This window comes from Pseudomonas sp. Ost2 (assembly GCF_018326065.1).
GTDB lineage: Bacteria > Pseudomonadota > Gammaproteobacteria > Pseudomonadales > Pseudomonadaceae > Aquipseudomonas > Aquipseudomonas gingeri.
This window is the reverse complement of record NZ_AP021904.1, coordinates 703,833-719,139: the sequence shown is the minus strand read 5'-3', so window position 1 is coordinate 719,139 and position 15,307 is coordinate 703,833. Positions and strand designations below refer to the sequence as shown.

16 protein-coding genes are annotated in these 15,307 nt (G+C 64.6%); 13 read left to right on the top strand and 3 right to left on the bottom strand.

The annotated features are described in order from the left end of the window. The first annotated feature begins 20 nt into the window (after nt 1-20). The 12 genes from urtA to KI243_RS03025 all read left to right on the top strand — a co-directional run bounded on the left by urtA (nt 21) and on the right by KI243_RS03025 (nt 11,166). Entirely contained in the window at nt 21-1,286 is a 1,266-nt protein-coding gene (gene urtA, locus KI243_RS03080; protein ID WP_017125657.1) for an urea ABC transporter substrate-binding protein, read from the top strand. Nucleotides 1,287-1,446: 160 nt separating this feature from the next. Further along, a complete protein-coding gene (gene urtB, locus KI243_RS03075) occupies nt 1,447-2,952 on the top strand; it encodes an urea ABC transporter permease subunit UrtB (protein WP_177083297.1) in 1,506 nt (501 codons plus the stop codon). After that, the gene (gene urtC, locus KI243_RS03070; protein WP_017125659.1) at nt 2,952-4,031 is read left to right on the top strand and encodes an urea ABC transporter permease subunit UrtC; all 1,080 of its coding nucleotides are present in this window, start codon (nt 2,952-2,954) and stop codon (nt 4,029-4,031) included. The genes urtB and urtC overlap by 1 nt, the downstream gene beginning before the upstream one ends. Nucleotides 4,032-4,054: 23 nt before the next feature. Further along, complete coding sequence (gene urtD, locus KI243_RS03065; RefSeq protein WP_017125660.1) at nt 4,055-4,903, top strand: urea ABC transporter ATP-binding protein UrtD; 849 nt, start codon at nt 4,055-4,057, stop codon at nt 4,901-4,903. A gap of 18 nt (nt 4,904-4,921) precedes the next feature. Further along, nucleotides 4,922-5,620: an urea ABC transporter ATP-binding subunit UrtE gene (gene urtE / locus KI243_RS03060; RefSeq protein WP_103033009.1), complete on the top strand. Its 699-nt coding sequence runs from the start codon at nt 4,922-4,924 to the stop codon at nt 5,618-5,620. A gap of 30 nt (nt 5,621-5,650) precedes the next feature. Then, entirely contained in the window at nt 5,651-6,490 is an 840-nt protein-coding gene (locus tag KI243_RS03055) for an urease accessory protein UreD (RefSeq protein ID WP_212810436.1), read from the top strand. A gap of 53 nt (nt 6,491-6,543) precedes the next feature. Then, nucleotides 6,544-6,846 (top strand): urease subunit gamma, encoded by a 303-nt coding sequence (gene ureA / locus KI243_RS03050; RefSeq protein WP_007937143.1) that lies wholly within the window; start codon nt 6,544-6,546, stop codon nt 6,844-6,846. Between the two features lie 8 nt (nt 6,847-6,854). Beyond that, entirely contained in the window at nt 6,855-7,388 is a 534-nt protein-coding gene (locus tag KI243_RS03045; protein WP_017125663.1) for a GNAT family N-acetyltransferase, read from the top strand. A 7-nt stretch (nt 7,389-7,395) separates the two neighbouring features. After that, nucleotides 7,396-7,929: a GNAT family N-acetyltransferase gene (locus KI243_RS03040; protein WP_212810435.1), complete on the top strand. Its 534-nt coding sequence runs from the start codon at nt 7,396-7,398 to the stop codon at nt 7,927-7,929. After that, nucleotides 7,926-8,246, top strand: coding sequence for an urease subunit beta (locus tag KI243_RS03035; RefSeq protein WP_017125665.1), 321 nt, complete (start codon nt 7,926-7,928; stop codon nt 8,244-8,246). The genes KI243_RS03040 and KI243_RS03035 overlap by 4 nt, the downstream gene beginning before the upstream one ends. Beyond that, on the top strand, nt 8,243-9,943 hold the full coding sequence (gene ureC, locus KI243_RS03030) for an urease subunit alpha (RefSeq protein WP_017125666.1): 1,701 nt from the start codon (nt 8,243-8,245) through the stop codon (nt 9,941-9,943). The genes KI243_RS03035 and ureC overlap by 4 nt, the downstream gene beginning before the upstream one ends. A gap of 77 nt (nt 9,944-10,020) precedes the next feature. Continuing rightward, nucleotides 10,021-11,166, top strand: coding sequence for a HAMP domain-containing sensor histidine kinase (locus KI243_RS03025; RefSeq protein WP_212810434.1), 1,146 nt, complete (start codon nt 10,021-10,023; stop codon nt 11,164-11,166). A 12-nt stretch (nt 11,167-11,178) separates the two neighbouring features. Here the strand turns inward: KI243_RS03025 and KI243_RS03020 are convergent, their stop codons facing one another. Further along, nucleotides 11,179-11,487: a chaperone modulator CbpM gene (locus KI243_RS03020; protein ID WP_017125668.1), complete on the bottom strand. Its 309-nt coding sequence runs from the start codon at nt 11,485-11,487 to the stop codon at nt 11,179-11,181. A gap of 2 nt (nt 11,488-11,489) precedes the next feature. Next, nucleotides 11,490-12,443, bottom strand: coding sequence for a DnaJ C-terminal domain-containing protein (locus tag KI243_RS03015; protein ID WP_177083305.1), 954 nt, complete (start codon nt 12,441-12,443; stop codon nt 11,490-11,492). A 300-nt stretch (nt 12,444-12,743) separates the two neighbouring features. On the opposite strand from KI243_RS03015, the gene KI243_RS03010 reads away from it, so the two are divergent. Beyond that, on the top strand, nt 12,744-14,009 hold the full coding sequence (locus KI243_RS03010; RefSeq protein WP_177083307.1) for an Hsp70 family protein: 1,266 nt from the start codon (nt 12,744-12,746) through the stop codon (nt 14,007-14,009). A gap of 262 nt (nt 14,010-14,271) precedes the next feature. Here KI243_RS03010 and KI243_RS03005 read toward each other — a convergent pair whose 3' ends face one another. Continuing rightward, the gene (locus KI243_RS03005; protein ID WP_017125671.1) at nt 14,272-15,282 is read right to left on the bottom strand and encodes a membrane protein; all 1,011 of its coding nucleotides are present in this window, start codon (nt 15,280-15,282) and stop codon (nt 14,272-14,274) included. Nucleotides 15,283-15,307: the final 25 nt, after the last annotated feature.

Here is a 15,307-nt window from a genome sequence, read left to right as displayed (position 1 = left end):
GAGAATCTGGAGATCGCACCATGAAGCGTCGTAGCTTGATCAAGGCTTTCACACTGACGGCATCCATTGCCGCCATGGGCATGACCTGGACCGTCCAGGCCGCCGAAACCATCAAGGTCGGGATCCTGCATTCGTTGTCCGGCACCATGGCGATCTCCGAAACCTCGCTCAAGGACATGGCCTTGATGACCATCGACGAGATCAACGCCAAGGGCGGCGTCAACGGCAAGATGCTCGAACCGGTGGTGGTCGACCCGGCCTCCAACTGGCCGCTGTTCGCCGAGAAAGGTCGCCAGTTGCTGACCCAGGACAAGGTCGCGGTGGTGTTCGGCTGCTGGACTTCGGTATCGCGCAAATCGGTGCTGCCGGTGTTCGAGGAACTCAACGGCCTGCTGTTCTACCCGGTGCAGTACGAAGGCGAGGAAATGTCGCCGAACGTGTTCTACACCGGCGCCGCGCCCAACCAGCAGGCGATCCCGGCGGTGGAATATCTCATGAGCGAAGACGGCGGCGGCGCCAAGCGCTTCTTCCTGCTCGGCACCGACTACGTCTATCCGCGCACCACCAACAAGATCCTGCGTTCGTTCCTGCACTCCAAGGGTGTGGCGGACAAGGATATCGAAGAGGTCTACACCCCGTTCGGCCACGCCGACTACCAGACCATCGTCGCCAACATCAAGAAATTCTCCGCCGGCGGCAAGACCGCGGTGATCTCCACCGTCAACGGCGACTCCAACGTGCCGTTCTACAAGGAACTGGCGAACCAGGGCCTGAAAGCCACCGACGTACCGGTGGTGGCGTTCTCCGTGGGCGAGGAAGAACTGCGCGGTATCGACACCAAGCCGCTGGTGGGCAACCTCGCGGCCTGGAACTACTTCGAGTCGGTGGATAACCCGACGAACAAGAAATTCGTCGCCGACTGGAAAGCCTACGCCAAGAAGAAAAACCTCCCGGGTGCCGACAAGGCCGTGACCAACGACCCGATGGAAGCCACCTATGTCGGTATCCACATGTGGGCCCAGGCGGTCGAGAAAGCCAAGTCCACCGACGTCGACAAGGTCCGTGAGGCCCTCGCCGGCCAGACCTTCGCCGCGCCGTCGGGCTACACCCTGACCATGGACAAGACCAACCATCACCTGCACAAGCCGGTGATGATCGGCGAGATCCAGCCGGACGGTCAGTTCAACGTGGTCTGGCAGACCGAAGGGCCGATCCGTGCCCAGCCGTGGAGCCCGTTCATCCCGGGCAACGACAAGAAGCCGGACTATGCGGTGAAGAGCAACTGAACCGCCGCTGAAGGTCGAGCCCGACGCTTGTACGCGGGCTGAACCACACCACTTGTGGGAGCCGGCTTGCCGGCGATGGCGGCCGCAAGGTCGACGCAGGACTTGCCGGCCTCATCGCCGGCAAGCCGGCTCCTACAGGGTCTTATGCAAGGCCGATGATATGTCCACTGCCCTATACCGTCTGTTCCTCGCCCTCGCGCTGCTATTGCCGATGGCCGCCCACGCCAGCGATGCCAGCGACTTCGTCGCGGCCAATCCGCTGCAACAGGCCAAGCTCCTGGAAAGCTGGGCCGCCCAGCCCGATCCCGCGCGCGTCGAACTGATCAACAGCCTGCAACAGGGCGAGATCAGCGTCGACGGCGCTCCCCCGCAACCCGTGCGCCTGAACAACCGCCTGCGCGGCCTGATCGAGACCGCCGTCGCCGCCCAGCAACTGCTCGCCGCCGACGCCAAGGTGCGCCTGGGCGCCGCCCGGGAACTGCAGAAAAGCGCCAAGCCCGCACAGTTGAATTTCCTCGACCGACAACTGGCCGGCGAGACCGATGCCGATGTCCACGCGGCCCTGAGCCTGGCCCTGGCCAACCTGCAACTGGTGGACAGCGACCCGGCCGTGCGCCTGGCCGCCGTACGCCTGCTCGGCGAGACCGGCGATCCCCTGGCCCGGACCCGCCTCGAAGGCCTGCTCGCCCCCGGCGTCGAAGCCGATGCCGGCGTGCATACCGCCGCCGAGACAAGCCTGGCCCAGGTCAAGCGCAAGCTGATGGTGGGCGAGATCCTCGGCCAGGCCTTCAGCGGCATGTCCCTCGGTTCGATCCTGCTGCTGGCGGCCCTCGGCCTGGCGATCACCTTCGGCCTGCTCGGGGTGATCAACATGGCCCACGGCGAGATGCTGATGCTCGGCGCCTACGCCACCTACGTGGTGCAGTTGCTGTTCCAGCGCTTCCTGCCGCAGGCCATCGACTACTACCCGCTGGTGGCCCTGCCGGTGGCGTTCTTCGTCACCGCGGCCATCGGCATGGCCCTGGAACGCACGGTGATCCGCCACCTCTACGGCCGCCCCCTGGAAACCCTGCTCGCCACCTGGGGCATCAGCCTGATGCTGATCCAGCTGGTGCGCCTGGTGTTCGGCGCGCAGAACGTCGAAGTCGCCAACCCGGCGTGGCTGTCCGGCGGCATCCAGGTCCTGCCCAACCTCGTCCTGCCCTACAGCCGTATCGTGATCATCGCCTTCGCCCTGTTCGTCGTGGTGCTGACCTGGCTGCTGCTGAACAAGACCCGCCTGGGCCTGAACGTGCGGGCGGTGACCCAGAACCGCAACATGGCCGCCTGCTGCGGCGTGCCCACCGGTCGCGTCGACATGCTCGCCTTCGGCCTCGGCTCCGGCATCGCCGGCCTCGGCGGCGTGGCCCTGAGCCAGATCGGCAACGTCGGCCCCGACCTGGGCCAGAGCTACATCATCGACTCGTTCCTGGTGGTGGTCCTCGGCGGCGTCGGCCAGTTGGCGGGCAGCGTCATGGCTGCCTTCGGCCTGGGCATCGCCAACAAGATCCTGGAACCGCAGATCGGCGCCGTGCTGGGCAAGATCCTGATCCTCGCGCTGATCATTCTGTTTATCCAGAAACGTCCGCAAGGGCTGTTCGCACTGAAAGGACGGGTGATCGACTGATGAACCAGCCCCTGATATTGACCGCGAGCCAGAAGGCCGGGCCAAAGGTGACCCTGATCGTCGGCGCCGTGGTGCTGCTGTTGCTGCTGGCGTTGCCGCTGCTCTCGCTGCTGGCGCCGGAAAACCCGCTGCAGGTCTCCGCCTATACCCTGACCCTGGTGGGCAAGATTCTCTGCTACGCCATTGTCGCCCTGGCCCTGGACCTGGTCTGGGGTTATGCCGGCCTGCTGTCCCTGGGCCATGGCCTGTTCTTCGCCCTGGGCGGCTATGCCATGGGCATGTACCTGATGCGCGAGGCCTCCGGCGATGAACTGCCGGCGTTCATGACCTTCCTGTCGTGGACCGAGCTGCCCTGGTACTGGACCGGCACCAGCCATTTCCTCTGGGCCCTGTGCCTGGTGGTACTGGCGCCGGGACTGCTGGCCCTGGTCTTCGGTTTCTTCGCCTTCCGCTCGCGGATCAAGGGCGTGTATTTCTCGATCATGACCCAGGCCCTGACCTTCGCCGGCATGCTGTTGTTCTTCCGCAACGAGACCGGCTTCGGCGGCAACAACGGCTTCACCAACTTCCGCAGCATCCTCGGTTTCGGCATCACCGAGCCGGGCACCCGCGCGGTCCTGTTTCTCGCCACCGTGCTGCTCCTGGTCGCCAGCCTGTACTGCGGCTGGCGGCTGGCCCGGAGCAAGTTCGGCCGGGTGCTGACCGCCCTGCGCGACGCGGAAAACCGCCTGATGTTCTGCGGCTACGATCCGCGCGGCTTCAAGCTCTTCGTCTGGGTCCTGAGCGCGGTGCTGTGCGGCCTGGCCGGGGCGCTGTATGTGCCGCAGGTGGGCATCATCAACCCCAGCGAAATGTCGCCGACCAACTCCATCGAGGCCGCCGTCTGGGTCGCCCTCGGCGGGCGCGGCACGCTGATCGGCCCGCTGCTCGGCGCTGGCCTGGTCAATGGCATGAAGAGCTGGTTCACCGTGGCCTTTCCGGAATACTGGCTGTTCTTCCTCGGTGCGCTGTTTATCGTCGTGACCCTGTACCTGCCCAAGGGTGTGATCGGCCTGTTGAAGAAAAGGGGTGAACAATGAGAATCACAGCAACGGCGCAGTTCATGCTGGAACCCATTCTCGAACCCCCTGCCTTTGATGCCAATCGGGACGCCGGCAGCAGCCGCGATGCCATCGGTCTCGGCCAGGCCGCTGGCACGGGCCTGAACACCCGCCACGGGACCATCCTGACCCTGGAAGATATCAGCGTCAGCTTCGACGGCTTCAAGGCGCTGAACGACCTCAACCTGTATATCGGCGTCGGCGAACTGCGCTGCATCATCGGTCCCAACGGCGCGGGCAAGACCACCCTGATGGACGTGATCACCGGCAAGACCCGGCCCAGCCACGGCAAGGCCTGGTTCGGCGAAACCCTCGACCTGACGCAGATGAGCGAAGTGCGGATCGCCCAGGCCGGGATCGGCCGCAAGTTCCAGAAACCCACGGTGTTCGAGGCCCTCAGCGTGTTCGAGAACCTCGAGCTGGCGCAAAAGACCGACAAGTCGGTGTGGGCCAGCCTGCGGGCGCGCCTGAGCGGCGAGCAGAAGGACCGCATTGCCCAGGTCCTGGAAACCATCCGCCTGACGGCCTCGGTCAATCGCCCGGCGGGTCTGTTGTCCCACGGCCAGAAGCAGTTCCTCGAGATCGGCATGCTGCTGATGCAGGACCCGCAACTGCTGCTGCTCGACGAGCCGGTGGCAGGCATGACCGATGCCGAGACCGAGTTCACCGCCGAACTGTTCAAGACCCTCGCCGGCAAGCATTCGCTGATGGTGGTGGAACACGACATGGGCTTTGTCGGCTCGATTGCCGACCATGTCACGGTGTTGCATCAGGGCAGCGTGCTGGCCGAAGGATCGCTGGAACAGGTGCAGGAAAACGAGCGGGTGATCGAGGTCTACCTCGGGCGCTGAACCACAAGGAATCCGAACATGCTGCAAGTCGACAAGCTGCACCAGTACTACGGCGGTAGCCACATCCTGCGGGGCCTGTCGTTCGACGTGAAGGTCGGCGAAGTCACCTGCCTGCTCGGCCGTAACGGCGTGGGCAAGACCACCCTGCTCAAGTGCCTGATGGGCCTGCTGCCGGCCAAGGAAGGTGTCGTGCAGTGGGAAGGCAAGCCCATCACCCAGTTCAAGCCGCACCAGCGGGTGCATGCCGGCATCGCCTACGTCCCCCAGGGTCGGGAAATCTTCGGCCGGCTGACGGTGGAGGAAAACCTGCTGATGGGCCTGTCGCGCTTCCCGGGGTCGCAAGCCAGGGAAGTCCCGGCGTTTATCTACGAACTGTTCCCGGTCCTGCTGCAGATGAAGCAACGCCGTGGCGGCGACCTGTCCGGCGGCCAGCAACAACAGCTGGCCATCGGCCGCGCCCTGGCCAGTCGTCCGCGCCTGCTGATCCTCGACGAACCCACCGAAGGCATCCAGCCCTCGGTGATCAAGGAGATCGGCGCGGTGATCAAGAAGCTCGCGGCCCGCGGCGACATGGCCATCCTGCTGGTGGAACAGTTCTATGATTTTGCCGCCGAACTGGCCGATCAGTACCTGGTGATGTCCCGGGGCGAGATCGTCCAGCAGGGTCGCGGAGAAAATATGGAAGCCGAGGGTGTACGCGGCCTGGTTACGATCTAACCTGTAGCGTCCTGACGATAATCGGAACTCATGAACCTGCCCGCCTCCACCGCCCTGTTCACCCCCAGCTGGCACGCCGAGCTGGAGCTCGGCTACGCCCGTTTCGGCGCCACCACGCGCCCGGTCCAGCGCCGCCACAAGGGCCCGCTGCGGGTGCAGAAACACCTGTATGCCGAAGGCCCGGAGGTCTGCCAGCACATCATCGTCCACCCGCCGGGCGGGATTGCCGGCGGTGATCGCCTGGATATCCGCGCCAGCGTCGAACGCGATGCCTGGGCACAGCTGACCAGCCCCGGTGCCGCCAAGTGGTATCGCGCAACCGGCCCGGCCAGCCAGACCCTCAGCCTCAAGGTCGCCGCCGGGGCCACCCTGGAATGGCTGCCCCAGGAAACCATCGTCTTCAGCGCGGCCCAGGCCGAGCTCGCCACCCGCATCGAGCTGGAGGGCGACGCGCGACTGTTCTACTGGGACATGGTCGCCCTCGGCCGCCCGGCCAGCGGCGAACGTTTCGACCGCGGGCACTTCCAGGCGCACCTCGATATCCGCCGCGACGGCCAGCCGCTGTGGCACGAGCGCCAGCGCATCGAGGGCGACGACGGCCTGCTGGATTCGCCGATCGGGCTCGACGGCCAGCCGGTGTTCGCCACCCTGCTGGTCACCGGTGAAATCGACAACGAGTTGCTGGAGCGCTGTCGCAACCTGTCGACAGCCGTACGCGGCGACCTGAGCCAGCTCCCCGGCCTGCTGGTGGCCCGCTGCCTGGCTGGCCAGGCCCTGCATGCCCGGGCCTGGCTGATCGAATTGTGGCGGCTGCTGCGCCCGGCACTGCTGGGTCGTGAGGCGGTGCCGCCAAGGATCTGGAACACATGACGTGCCTGTTCAACTGCCTGCCTTTTCCCTGCCTGCCAATGGATCCTTGAACCATGGACCTGACTCCCCGCGAAAAAGACAAACTGCTGATTTTCACCGCTGGTCTGGTTGCCGAACGGCGCCTGGCCCGCGGGGTGAAACTGAACTATCCGGAAGCCATGGCCTATATCTCGGCCGCCCTGCTCGAAGGTGCCCGTGACGGCCAGACCGTGGCCGAACTGATGCACTACGGCACCACCCTGCTCAGCCGGGAACAAGTGATGGAAGGTATCCCGGAGATGATCCCGGAGATCCAGGTGGAAGCGACCTTCCCCGACGGCACCAAGCTGGTCACCGTCCACCAACCGATTGCCTGAGGCTCTTCATGTCCTACGTTATCCGCGACGCCCAGCATGCCGACCTGCCGGCCATTCGCGACATCTACAACGACGCGGTGCTCAACACCACCGCGATCTGGAACGAGCAACCGGTCGACCTGGGCAATCGCCAGGCCTGGTTCAGCGCCCGCCAGGCCCAGGCCTATCCGATCCTGGTGATCGTCGATGCCACGGACAGCGTGCTCGGCTACGCCTCCTATGGTGACTGGCGGCCCTTCGAAGGTTTCCGCCACACCGTCGAACACTCGGTCTACGTACGCAACGACCAGCGCGGCAACGGCCTCGGTCCAAGGCTGATGGCGGCGCTGATCGAGCGCGCCAGGGAAGGCGGCAAGCACATCATGGTGGCCGCGATCGAAAGCGGTAACGCCGCCTCCGTCCGCCTGCACGAGCGCCTGGGCTTCGCCAGCACCGGGCAGATGCCCCAGGTGGGCGTCAAGTTCGGCCGCTGGCTCGACCTGACTTTCATGCAGCTCTGCCTGAATCCGGGCGCAGAACCGCCCACCGCCAACCAGGAGTGATCCGCCGATGAACGCCGCCCAACTGCGTCGCGTCAATGCCGAAAGCTTTGCGCACTACCGCCAGGGTCTGATCGATCTCTTGCTCGATGCCGTGGGGCATGGCGCTTCCGTGGGGTTCATGGCCGACCTCGACGCCCACCAGGCCCGCACCTACTTCGACGAGGTGCAGGCCGCCCTGCGGGACGGCAGCCTGCTGCTCTGGGTGGTGGTGCGCAACGAGCAGGTGCAGGCCAGCGTGCAACTGGGCCTGTGCCAGAAGCCCAACGGCCTGAACCGCGCCGAAGTGCAGAAACTGCTGGTCTTCAGCGAAGCGCGCCGCCATGGCCTCGGCCAGCAACTGATGCAGGCCGTGGAGCAGGCGGCCCGGGACCACAAGCGCGGCCTGCTGTACCTCGATACCCAGGCCGGCTCCGACGCCGAGGCGTTCTACAGCGCCCTGGGCTATACCCGCGTCGGCGAGCTGCCGAACTACTGCATGACACCGGACGGTCGCCACCAGGCGACCACCCTCTACTACAAGACACTGGGGTTACCCGCATGATTCCTGGCGAATACCAGATCCAGCCCGGCGAGATCGAGCTCAATGCCGGTCGTCGCACCCTGCGCCTGAACGTGGCGAACAGCGGTGACCGACCGATCCAGGTCGGTTCCCACTACCACTTTTTCGAAACCAACGATGCCCTCGACTTCGACCGTGCCGCCAGCCGCGGCATGCGCCTGAACATCCCGGCCGGCACCGCCGTGCGCTTCGAACCGGGCCAGGCCCGCGAAGTGGAACTGGTGGATCTGGCGGGGCTGCGCCGGGTGTTCGGCTTTGCCGGACGCGTCATGGGCGACCTGGACAAGGAACCTGCATGAAAATCTCCCGACAAGCCTACGCCGACATGTTCGGCCCCACGGTCGGCGACAAGGTGCGCCTGGCCGATACCGACCTGTGGATCGAAGTGGAAAAGGACTTCACCACCTACGGCGAAGAAGTGAAGTTCGGCGGCGGCAAGGTCATCCGTGACGGCATGGGCCAGGGCCAGTTGCTGGCCGCCGAGGTGGTCGACACGCTGATCACCAACGCCCTGATCATCGACCACTGGGGCATCGTCAAGGCCGACGTCGGCCTCAAGGACGGACGCATCGCCGCCATCGGCAAGGCCGGCAACCCGGACATCCAGCCCGACGTGACCATCGCCATCGGCGCCAGCACCGAAGTCATCGCCGGCGAAGGCATGATCCTCACCGCCGGCGGCATCGACACCCACATCCACTTCATCTGCCCGCAGCAGATCGAAGAAGCGCTGATGAGCGGCGTCACCACCATGATCGGCGGCGGCACCGGGCCGGCCACCGGCACCAACGCCACCACCTGCACGTCCGGGCCCTGGCATCTGGCGCGCATGCTGCAGGCCGCCGATGCCTTCCCGATGAACATCGGTCTCACCGGCAAGGGCAACGCCAGCCTGCCGGAACCGCTGGTCGAGCAGGTCAGGGCCGGCGCCATCGGCCTCAAGCTCCACGAAGACTGGGGCACCACGCCCGCGTCCATCGACAACTGCCTGAGCGTGGCCGACCAGTACGATGTGCAGGTGGCGATCCACACCGACACCCTCAACGAATCCGGCTTTGTCGAAACCACCCTCGGCGCGTTCAAGGGTCGTACCATCCACACCTATCACACCGAGGGTGCGGGTGGCGGCCATGCGCCGGATATCATCAAGGCCTGCGGCTTCGCCAACGTCCTGCCGAGCTCGACCAACCCGACCCGGCCCTTCACCCGCAACACCATCGACGAACACCTGGACATGCTGATGGTCTGCCATCACCTCGATCCGAGCATCGCCGAGGACGTGGCCTTCGCCGAAAGCCGCATCCGCCGGGAAACCATCGCCGCCGAGGACATCCTCCACGACCTCGGTGCGTTCTCGATGATCAGTTCCGACAGCCAGGCCATGGGCCGGGTCGGCGAAGTCATCACCCGTACCTGGCAGACCGCCGACAAGATGCACAAGCAACGCGGGCCGCTGCCGGGCGATGGCGAGGGCAACAGCAACTTCCGGGTCAAGCGCTATATCGCCAAGTACACCATCAACCCGGCGATCACCCACGGCATCAGCCATGAGGTGGGTTCCATCGAGATCGGCAAGTGGGCCGACCTGGTGCTGTGGCGCCCGGCCTTCTTCGGCGTCAAGCCGACCCTGATCCTCAAGGGCGGGGCGATTGCCGCCAGCCTCATGGGCGACGCCAACGCCTCGATCCCGACGCCGCAACCGGTCCACTACCGGCCGATGTTCGCCAGCTATGGCGGTTCGCTGCACGCCACCAGCCTGACGTTCATCAGCCAGGCGGCCCGGGATGCGGGCCTGCCCGAAAGCCTGGGGCTGAAGAAACGGATCGCCGTGGTCAAGGGTTGCCGTACGGTACAGAAGACCGACCTGATCCATAACGACTACCTGCCGGATATCGACGTCGACCCGCAGACCTACCAGGTCAAGGCCGATGGCGTGCTGCTCTGGTGCGAGCCGGCGGAGGTGCTGCCGATGGCGCAGAGGTATTTCCTCTTCTAGGAGCAGGCAGGGCAATGATTAGGGGCTAAGATGCAACACATCCAGCCCCTTTCGCAGTCTTCATCAAGGTATCGGTCATGCGCCTGTCTGACTTTATCGTGCAGCATGTTGACGCCATCGTCGATGATTGGGAGCAGTTTGCCAAAACCCTGACGCCAGCGGCGGACAGCATGGGCCGGGTCGCCCTGCGCGATCATGCCAAGTCGATCCTGCTGGCGGCCGCGCGGGACATGGAAACAGCCCAGAGCGCCAGCCAGCAGGCGGACAAGGCCAAGGGCGAAGGCCCGGAGAACAGCCCCAGCCTCGATATCGCCGCCGCCAGCCATGGTGAATTGCGCCATAACGTCGGTTTCGACCTGGTCCAGATGACGTCGGAGTTCCGTCACCTGCGCGCCTGTGTGATCCGGCGCTGGGTCAACAACCTGTCCTCGCCGCAACTGACCTACTTCCAGGACATGATCCGCTTCAACGAAGCCATCGATGAAGCCCTCGCCGAGTCCACCGTCGCCTATGCCGAGCAGGTCAATCGCTCGCGGGACATCTTCCTCGCCATTCTCGGACACGACCTGCGCGCGCCCTTGCAGGCGGTGACCATGTCCGCGGAAATGCTGGTGCGCAAGACCCAGCTCAATGAAACCGCCATGGGTTATGTGAAGAACATCAAGAGCAGCGCCCGCCACATGGGCGCGATGGTCAACGACCTGCTGGAGTTCGTGCGCAGCCGCCTGGGCAGCCAGTTGCCGATAGACCCGGCGCCCATGGACCTGGTGAGCGCGGCGAAAGCCGTCCTCAACGAAGCCTGGGCCGGCCAGCCGGAGTGTCGCCCGAGCCTGAAGGTCGAAGGCGATATGCATGGGGTCTGGGATCGGGGGCGGATCGAACAGATGTTGCAGAACCTGATCGGCAATGCCCTGCAGCACGGTGCCAGCCAGCGCAAGGTGACCCTGACCCTGATCGGTGGCGAAGACAGCGTCAGCCTGTCCATGCACAATTTCGGCCCGCCGATTCCGGCCGAGTCGCTGGCGACGATCTTCGATCCGCTGGTCCGCAACGCCGCCGAGGAACTCGGCCAGACGGGCGCCTCGACCAGCCTGGGGCTGGGCCTGTTTATCGTCAAGGAAGTGGTGACGGCCCATCAGGGCAGTGTCGAGGTCAGCTCCAGCGAGGAAGAAGGCACGCGGTTCAGGGTCGTGCTGCCGCGAGTCTCGCGCGCCGAATCCTGAGCGGCGGTCGGGCTACTCGTCGACCAGCCGGTCCAGGCGCTGCCTGAGCATGCGGTTTTCCGCCCGCAGCTCACGGACCTCGCCCAGCAGCTCCAGGGCCAGGGCGACGCCTTCCCACTCCAGTTCGAGGTCGTGGCGCAGCTTCGCCGCGCGCCGGGCGATGACCAGTTCATGATCGAGAAAGCGCCAGGCCTCCGGTGAGCGGCCCTGAGGTTCGAGGATGCCGTGTTCGACGATTTCGATCACGTAGGCGACCGGCAGGTCGGACGCCTCGCAGAAGGCTTGCATATCCAGTTGAACGACGCTCAGGGCTGGGCTCATGATCAGCTACTCCATTGCTCTCTCGGGTCGAATGCGGCCTTCTTCGCCAGTTCCTGCCACAACGCCTTCACGGCATCGTCGCTCTGCCTGGGCATGACCGCCTTGAGTTGCACGAACAGATAACCGCGCTGCCCGGCTTTGTTCAACAGGCCGTGGCCCTTGGCGCGCATGCGCTGGCCGTTCTGGCTGCCCGCCGGGACCTTGAGGTTGATCTTGCCGGTCAGGGTCGGCACCGCCACTTCGGTGCCCAGTGCCAGTTCCCACGGCGCCAGGGGCAGCGTGATGATCAGGTCTTCACCTTCGACATCGAATTTCGGATGGGGTGCGAAGCGGATCGTCAGGTACAGGTCGCCATTGGCCCCGCCACCGAGCCCCGGCGCGCCCTGGCCCTTGAGGCGGATGCGCTCGCCGTCGGTCACCCCCGCCGGAATCTTCACGTTCAGGCTCTTGCTGGTGTTGCTCACATGCTGGCCGGCCGCGTTGTACTGCGGGACCTGGAAGGTGACCTTCTTCGATTCGTTGGTCAGGCTCTCTTCCAGGAAGATCGGTAGTTCCATTTCCACGTCTTGCCCTCGACGACCGGCGCTGCGGCCCGATTGTCCGCTACTGAAACCGGCACCGCGCGAGCCGAAGATCGAACTGAAGAAGTCCGAGAAGTCACCACCACCAGCGCCACCAAAACCGCCGCCCGCGCCACGTCCCTGCCAGCCCGGCGGGCCCTGGAACGGCTGGCCATGCTGGCCGTATTTGCGCAGATCGTCATATTCGGCGCGCTTGTCGGCGCTTTTCAGCGCTTCATAGGCTTCGGAGGCGTCCTTGAATTTCGCCTCGGCGTCCTTTTCCTTGCTGACATCCGGGTGATACTTGCGCGCCAGCTTGCGGTACGCGGCCTTGATGGTCTTGTCGTCCGCCGTCGGCTCAACACCCAGGATCTTGTAATAGTCTTTGAAGTCCATCTAAGGATCACCCTGCGTTATCGATATCGCACCGTCCGACAGCCCACAGCATGCGCTTTTCGGCGCAACGAGGATTGACCGATCTCAAGGCTGTGACTGGGCGGTGCGGCAAAAGTTTATCGGCCGTGCCGGCGATTTCTTGTCATCGCCGTTACACAAGTCGAACCAATGACTGCAAGTTTGGGGGTGATGGCCCGCCTTTCAAGTCGACAAGGCACGATTTAGCGGATAGTCGGCCTTCGATTCCGCGCCCGACTGACATACACTGCGCGGCCGTTTTTTAACCGGAACTCGAAAGACATGAAAAGCGCATCTCCAGCCCGTGCCTGCGGTATCGACTTCGGCACGTCCAACTCCACGGTCGGCTGGCTGCGCCCCGGCATGGAAACGCTCATCGCGCTGGAGGACGACAAGATCACCCTGCCTTCGGTGGTCTTTTTCAATATCGAGGAACGTCGCCCGGTCTACGGCCGCCTGGCGCTGCACGAGTACCTGGAAGGTTACGAAGGCCGGCTGATGCGCTCGCTCAAGAGCCTGCTGGGGTCCAAACTGATCAAGCATGACACCAGCGTGCTGGGCACCGCCCTGCCGTTCAAGGACCTGCTCGGGCTGTTTATCGGCCAGCTGAAAAGCCGCCTGGAAGCCACCGCCGGTCGTGAGTTCGACCAGGTGGTACTGGGCCGCCCGGTGTTTTTCGTCGACGAGGACCCGGTCGCCGACCAGGAAGCCGAAGACACCCTGGTGGAAGTGGCGAAGAAGATCGGCTTCAAGGACGTGTCCTTCCAGTACGAACCGATTGCGGCGGCCTTCGACTACGAGTCGACCATCGAGCGCGAAGAGCTGGTCCTGATCGTCGACATCGGCGGCGGTACGTCCGACTTCTCGCTGGTGCGCCTGTCGCCGGAGCGCCGTGGCCTGGATAACCGCCACGACGATATCCTCGCCACCGGCGGCGTGCATGTCGGCGGGACCGACTTCGACAAGCAACTGAGCCTGCAGGGCGTGATGCCGCTGTTCGGCTACGGCAGCCGGATGAAAAGCGGCGCCTACATGCCCACCAGCCACCACATGAACCTGGCGACCTGGCACACCATCAACTCGGTGTACTCGCAGAAGTCCCAGCTGGCCCTGGGCAGCATGCGCTACGACATCGAGGACACCGGTGGCATCGACCGCCTGTTCAAGCTGATCGAACAGCGCGCCGGGCACTGGCTGGCGATGGAAGTGGAAGAAACCAAGATCCAGCTGACCCACGCCGAAAGCCGCCATGTACCGCTGGATCGCATCGAGCCGGGACTGAGCGTGGAGTTGAGCCGGGCGCTGTTCGAAGCGGCCATCGACAACCTGCTGGAGCGTATTCGCAACAGCGTCACCCGCTTGCTCGATGATGCCGGCGTGAGCGTCGAACAGGTCGACACGGTGTTCTTCACCGGCGGTTCGAGCGGGATTCCGGCGCTGCGCCAAAGCGTCTCGGCCATGCTGCCGAACGCGCGGCATGTGGAGGGGAATATCTTCGGCAGCATCGGCAGCGGCCTGGCGATCGATGCGCGCAAGCGCTACGGCTGAAAATCACGGGAGCTGGCAGGCTCCCACAGCGCCCTGTGTCGCACACCACAATCAGCAGCGCCCCCAGACCTGTAGGAGCTGGCTTGCCAGCGAAGGGGCCATCAGCGGCGCCCCAAACCTGTAGGAGCTGGCTTGCCAGCGAAGAGGCCATCAGCGGCGCCCCGAACCTGTGGGAGCTGGCTTGCCAGCGAAGGGGCCATCAGCGGCGCTCCAAGTCTCAAGGCCCACTCCCACAAGGTTCGAACCACGCCCGGGGTTGGACTCAGACCAGCTCCGCCAGCCTCAGCTCGCTCTTGAGATACGCATAGTAGATCGGTCCCGCCACCACCCCCGGCAAGCCGAATGCGGCCTCGAACACCAGCATTGCCATGAGCAACTCCCACGACTTGGCACTGATCTGCCCGCCGACGATCCGCGCGTTGAGGAAGTACTCCAGCTTGTGGATAAACATCAGGTAGCCCAGGGCCGCCGCCGCGACCCAGATCGACAGCGACAGGCCGACGATGGTGATCAGGGTGTTGGACATCAGGTTGCCGATCACCGGTAGCAGCCCGAGCAGGAAGGTCAGCACGATCAGGGTCTTGGTCAGCGGTAGCTTGATCCCGCAGAGCGGCAGGATCACCGCCAGGAAGATCGCGGTGAAGGCGGTATTGAGCGCCGAAATCTTGATCTGGGCGAAGACGATATTGCGAAACGCCTGGACCAGCAGGCGCAGGCGATCGAACAAGGCCGCCGCCAGGGGCTTGCGCTGGCTGACATCCGAGACGTGCTGCAAGGCCACGATCGCCCCCAGCACCATGCCGATCAGCAGGGTCACGAACATATGCGCCGCGTCCTTGCCCACCAGTTGCAATTCGCTCAGGTGCTTGCTCAACCACTCGCCGATAGCCACCTGGAACTCCGCGGCGCTGGCCGGCAGGTAGGCGTCGATCACCGGCGGCAACTGTCCGCGGGCCTTGTCCACCACGACCATGAACTTGCCGAGGGAGGCCCCGGGGTTTTCCGCCTCATGCAACAGGAAGCTGATGGCGCCGGCAAAGATCAGGCTCAGCACACTGACGATCAACGTGCCCAGCAAGGCCACCGCCAGCCAGCGCGCGCGCCGCCCGGCAATCAGGTGCTCGAGCTTGGGCGTGAGCATATTGACCAGCTCGAACACCAGCAGGCCGGCCAGCAGGCTCGGCAGCAACTTCAACGGCAATACCAGCAGCAACCCACCGAAGACGATGATCAAACTGGCCAAGACTACGTAACGCTGGGAAAACGCTGACATACAGCCTCAAAACAAAATGCAGCTA

What these genes read in the sequence shown, in the direction of transcription:
- urtA (WP_017125657.1), top strand. Translation starts at nt 21, where the DNA reads ATGAAGCGTCGTAGCTTGATCAAGGCTTTCACACTGACGGCATCCATT.
- urtB (WP_177083297.1), top strand. Translation starts at nt 1,447, where the DNA reads ATGTCCACTGCCCTATACCGTCTGTTCCTCGCCCTCGCGCTGCTATTG.
- urtC (WP_017125659.1), top strand. Translation starts at nt 2,952, where the DNA reads ATGAACCAGCCCCTGATATTGACCGCGAGCCAGAAGGCCGGGCCAAAG.
- urtD (WP_017125660.1), top strand. Translation starts at nt 4,055, where the DNA reads ATGCTGGAACCCATTCTCGAACCCCCTGCCTTTGATGCCAATCGGGAC.
- urtE (WP_103033009.1), top strand. Translation starts at nt 4,922, where the DNA reads ATGCTGCAAGTCGACAAGCTGCACCAGTACTACGGCGGTAGCCACATC.
- KI243_RS03055 (WP_212810436.1), top strand. Translation starts at nt 5,651, where the DNA reads ATGAACCTGCCCGCCTCCACCGCCCTGTTCACCCCCAGCTGGCACGCC.
- ureA (WP_007937143.1), top strand. Translation starts at nt 6,544, where the DNA reads ATGGACCTGACTCCCCGCGAAAAAGACAAACTGCTGATTTTCACCGCT.
- KI243_RS03045 (WP_017125663.1), top strand. Translation starts at nt 6,855, where the DNA reads ATGTCCTACGTTATCCGCGACGCCCAGCATGCCGACCTGCCGGCCATT.
- KI243_RS03040 (WP_212810435.1), top strand. Translation starts at nt 7,396, where the DNA reads ATGAACGCCGCCCAACTGCGTCGCGTCAATGCCGAAAGCTTTGCGCAC.
- KI243_RS03035 (WP_017125665.1), top strand. Translation starts at nt 7,926, where the DNA reads ATGATTCCTGGCGAATACCAGATCCAGCCCGGCGAGATCGAGCTCAAT.
- ureC (WP_017125666.1), top strand. Translation starts at nt 8,243, where the DNA reads ATGAAAATCTCCCGACAAGCCTACGCCGACATGTTCGGCCCCACGGTC.
- KI243_RS03025 (WP_212810434.1), top strand. Translation starts at nt 10,021, where the DNA reads ATGCGCCTGTCTGACTTTATCGTGCAGCATGTTGACGCCATCGTCGAT.
- KI243_RS03020 (WP_017125668.1), bottom strand. Translation starts at nt 11,487, where the DNA reads ATGAGCCCAGCCCTGAGCGTCGTTCAACTGGATATGCAAGCCTTCTGC.
- KI243_RS03015 (WP_177083305.1), bottom strand. Translation starts at nt 12,443, where the DNA reads ATGGACTTCAAAGACTATTACAAGATCCTGGGTGTTGAGCCGACGGCG.
- KI243_RS03010 (WP_177083307.1), top strand. Translation starts at nt 12,744, where the DNA reads ATGAAAAGCGCATCTCCAGCCCGTGCCTGCGGTATCGACTTCGGCACG.
- KI243_RS03005 (WP_017125671.1), bottom strand. Translation starts at nt 15,282, where the DNA reads ATGTCAGCGTTTTCCCAGCGTTACGTAGTCTTGGCCAGTTTGATCATC.